The organism is Blastococcus sp. CT_GayMR20 (assembly GCF_004570345.1).
This window is the reverse complement of the sequence record NZ_SPQM01000256.1, coordinates 1-3,776: the sequence shown is the minus strand read 5'-3', so window position 1 is coordinate 3,776 and position 3,776 is coordinate 1. Positions and strand designations below refer to the sequence as shown.

5 protein-coding genes are annotated in these 3,776 nt (G+C 75.8%); all 5 read left to right on the top strand.

Going from position 1 to position 3,776, the window contains the following annotated elements; genetic code table 11:
* A partial coding sequence (locus E4P40_RS26880; RefSeq protein WP_135161358.1) for a VWA domain-containing protein occupies window positions 1-726 on the top strand: 726 nt, incomplete at its 5' end.
* A 1-nt stretch (window position 727) separates the two neighbouring features.
* Window positions 728-1,342: a cob(I)yrinic acid a,c-diamide adenosyltransferase gene (cobO, locus tag E4P40_RS26875; protein WP_135161357.1), complete on the top strand. Its 615-nt coding sequence runs from the start codon at window positions 728-730 to the stop codon at window positions 1,340-1,342.
* Window positions 1,343-1,371: 29 nt separating this feature from the next.
* Complete coding sequence (locus E4P40_RS26870) at window positions 1,372-2,742, top strand: cobyrinate a,c-diamide synthase (RefSeq protein WP_245160618.1); 1,371 nt, start codon at window positions 1,372-1,374, stop codon at window positions 2,740-2,742.
* Window positions 2,729-3,412 carry an energy-coupling factor ABC transporter permease gene (locus E4P40_RS26865; protein ID WP_135161355.1) on the top strand — a complete coding sequence of 228 codons (684 nt, stop codon included), beginning with the start codon at window positions 2,729-2,731 and terminating at the stop codon, window positions 3,410-3,412. Before E4P40_RS26870 ends, E4P40_RS26865 begins: the two co-directional genes overlap by 14 nt.
* A complete protein-coding gene (locus E4P40_RS26860) occupies window positions 3,409-3,714 on the top strand; it encodes an energy-coupling factor ABC transporter substrate-binding protein (RefSeq protein ID WP_135161354.1) in 306 nt (101 codons plus the stop codon). Before E4P40_RS26865 ends, E4P40_RS26860 begins: the two co-directional genes overlap by 4 nt.
* Window positions 3,715-3,776: the final 62 nt, after the last annotated feature.

Sequence of the window (3,776 nt, the reverse complement as noted above, 5' to 3'; positions counted from 1 at the left end):
GGCCGGGTCGTCGGCTCCATCCGACCCGCCGGCACCGTCACGAAGCTGCACCTCGCCGACACCGTGCTCGCCGCCGCACCGCACCAGCGAGCGCGCGGTCGCAGCGGCCCGGGCCTGCGGATCGTCCGCGGGGACCTGCGCCAGGCAACGCTGGAGGGTCGCGAGGGCAACCTCGTCCTCTTCGTGGTCGACGCCAGCGGCTCGATGGGCGCGCGGGCGCGGATGGCCGCGGTCAAGGGCGCGGTCCTGTCCCTGCTCCTGGACGCCTACCAGCGCCGGGACAAGGTCGGCATGGTGACCTTCCGCGGCTCCGCGGCGGATGTCACGCTCCCGCCCACCTGGTCGGTGGAGGCGGCCGCCGCCCGGCTGACCGACCTGCCCACCGGCGGGCGGACGCCGCTGGCCGCGGGGTTGCTCACGGCGCACCACGTCCTCCGCCTGGAGCGGATCCGCGACCCCCGGCGCCGTCCGCTGCTCGTCGTCGTCACCGACGGCCGCGCCACCGGGGCGCGTGGCGGTGCCCCGCTGGCCGAGGCCCACGCCGCAGCGCGGCTCCTCGCCGCGGAGGGGGTGGCCGGCGTCGTCGTCGACTGCGAGTCCGGCCCGGTCCGGCTCGGCCTGGCCGCCACGCTGGGCGCCCTGCTCGGTGGGCCGACGCTCGCCGTGGGCGAGCTCGCGGCGGACGGCCTCGCGGCGACCGTGCGCAGCGTCCGAGGGGTGGCCTGACATGCCCAAGGGACAGGTCGACGTCGTCCCCGCCGACGGACTCACCACGCGGCAGCGGCGCAACCGGCCGCTGCTCGTGGTGCACACCGGCGACATGAAGGGGAAATCCACCGCCGCCTTCGGCATGGCGATGCGCGCGTGGAACCAGGGCTGGTCGACCGCGGTCTACCAGTTCGTCAAGAGCGCCAAGTGGAAGGTCGGCGAGGAGAGCGCGCTGACCGCGCTCGGCCGGCTGCACGAGCAGACGGGTGAGGGCGGGCCCGTCGTCTGGCACAAGATGGGTTCCGGCTGGAGCTGGTCACGCCGGCAGGGCAGCGAGACCGACCACGCCGCCGACGCCGCCGAGGGCTGGGCGCAGATCAAGCGCGACCTCGCCGCGGAGGCGCACCGCTTCTACGTCCTCGACGAGTTCACCTACCCACTGGCGTGGGGCTGGATCGACGTGGACGACGTGGTGCGGACGCTCACCGACCGGCCCGGCACCCAGCACGTGGTGATCACCGGCCGCGACGCGCATCCCGCCGTGGTCGAAGCCGCGGACCTGGTGGTCGAGATGACCAAGGTCAAGCACCCCATGGACGCGGGGCAGAAGGGTCAGCGAGGCATCGAGTGGTGACCCGGGTCGGGCGGATCCCGAGAATCGTCGTGGCGGCCCCGAGCAGCAACGCGGGCAAGACGTCGGTGGCCACGGGGCTGATCGCCGCCCTCACCGCCCGCGGGCTCACCGTGTCGCCGCACAAGGTCGGCCCCGACTACATCGACCCCGGCTACCACGGTCTGGCAGCCGGCCGCCCGGGCCGCAACCTGGACCCCTGGCTGGTGGGCGAGGAACGGATCGCCCCGCTCTTCCTGCGGGGAGCGCTGTATCCGCGCCCGGCCGACGTCGCCGTCGTCGAAGGCGTGATGGGCCTGTTCGACGGCGCCGCCCACCCGTCGGTCGAGCCCGGCTTCGCGTCCACCGCGCACGTCGCCCGGCTGCTTCGGGCACCCGTCGTCCTGGTCGTCGATGCGTCCTCGCAGGCGGGGTCCGTGGCGGCGCTCGTGCACGGGTTCGCGACCTTCTCCCCCGACGTCCGGCTCGGGGGCGTCGTCCTCAACCGCGTCGGCACCGACCGGCACGAGGCGATCCTCCGCGAGGCGCTGGCCGCCGCCGGGGTGCCGGTGCTCGGGGCGGTCCGCCGGATGGACCAGCTGCACACGCCCTCGCGGCACCTGGGCCTCATCCCGGCGGCCGAGCGGTCGGACGCCGCACTGGCGACGGTCCGCAGGCTGGGCGAGGTCGTGGCCTCCGCGGTCGACCTCGACGCCGTGCTCGCCCTGGCGCGATCCGCTCCCTCCCTCGACGCCCGCCCCTGGGACCCCGTGGTGGAGGTGGCGGCCACGCCGGCCCGGCCCCGCATCGCGGTCGCCGGCGGGCCGGCCTTCACCTTCGGCTACGCGGAGAACACCGAGCTGCTCGAGGCCGCGGGTGCGGAGGTCGTCGCCGTCGACCCCCTGCGCGACGAGGAGCTGCCCGCCGGCACCACCGGGCTCGTCCTGGGCGGCGGCTTCCCCGAGGTGCACGCGGCCGAGCTGTCGGCCAACGCGCCGCTGCGGGCCGACGTCGCGGCCCTCGCCGCCCGCGGTGCACCGGTCGCCGCGGAGTGCGCGGGACTGCTCTACCTCGCCCGGGAGCTCGACGGCCTGCCCATGTGCGGGGTGCTCGACGTGGCCACGGCGATGTCACCACGACTCACCCTCGGCTACCGGGCCGCCGTATGCGTCACCGACTCGGTGCTCGCACCGGCCGGCACCCGGGTGCGCGGCCACGAGTTCCACCGTACGGAGGCCGATCCACCGGCCGGATCCGACGGCGCGTGGCGCTGGTCGGCTGCCGGCCCCGAGGGCTTCGTGGCCGGCAGCGTGCACGCCTCCTACCTGCATCTCCACTGGGCCGGCAGCCCCCAGCTGGCCCAGCGCTTCGTCACCGCCTGCGTCCGCACCTCGAGATCGGAGCACGCCCGTGCACATCGCTGAGGGCTTCCTGCCCGCGTGGCACGCGGCCGGCTGGACGATCGCCGCCGCCCCGTTCGTCGCGCACGGCGCCCGCGCGGTCGTGAAGGAGGTGCGGGAGAACCCGGAGTCGACGCTGCTGCTCGGCGCGGCGGGGGCGTTCACCTTCGTGCTCAGCGCGATCAAGCTGCCCTCGGTCACCGGCAGCTCCAGCCACCCGACCGGTACCGGCCCGGGAGCGATCCTGTTCCGGCCCCCGGTGATGGCGCTGCTCGGCACCGTCGTCCTGCTGTTCCAGGCCCTGCTGCTCGCGCACGGCGGCCTCACCACGCTGGGCGCGAACGCGGTCGCCTTCGCCGTGGTCGGCCCCTGGGCCGGGTACGGCGCGTACCGCCTCGCCCGCGCCGCAGGCGCCGGGCTGCTGCCGGGCGTCTTCGCCGGCGTCGCCCTGGCCGATCTCGCCACCTACGTCACCACGTCGCTGCAGCTGGCGCTCGCCTTCCCGGACGCGGAGAGCGGCCTGGCCGGCGCGCTGCTCAAGTTCCTCGGCGTCTTCGCGGTCACCCAGATCCCGCTGGCCATCGGCGAGGGGCTGCTGGGCGTCCTGCTGTTCCGCGTCCTGACCGTCAGCGCCCGCCCCGAGCTCGAGCGGCTCGGTGTGCTGAAGCCCGCCCGCGCCGGAGGTGCCGCGTGACCCGCCGCGCGCTCGTCAACGCCCTGCTCGTCCTCGCCGTCGTCGCCCTCTTCGCCGTTCCCCTGCTGCTCAACGGCGGCAGCTCCGAGTACGGCGGCACCGACGCCGCGGTCACCGAGGAGCTGGAGGCGGACGGGTACACGCCCTGGTTCGACTCGCTGTTCAGCCCCACCGGCGAGGTGGAGTCGGGCCTGTTCGCGCTGCAGGCCGCCCTCGGCGGCGGCGTCCTCGGCTACGTCCTCGGCCGGCTGCGTGGCCGGCGGACGAACCCGGCGGCTGCCGCGGGGGCCGACGAGCGGTGACCGGGCTGGCCGTGGACGACGCGGCGTGGGCCAGCGCCTGGCGCCGGCGCGCGCCCGGCGAC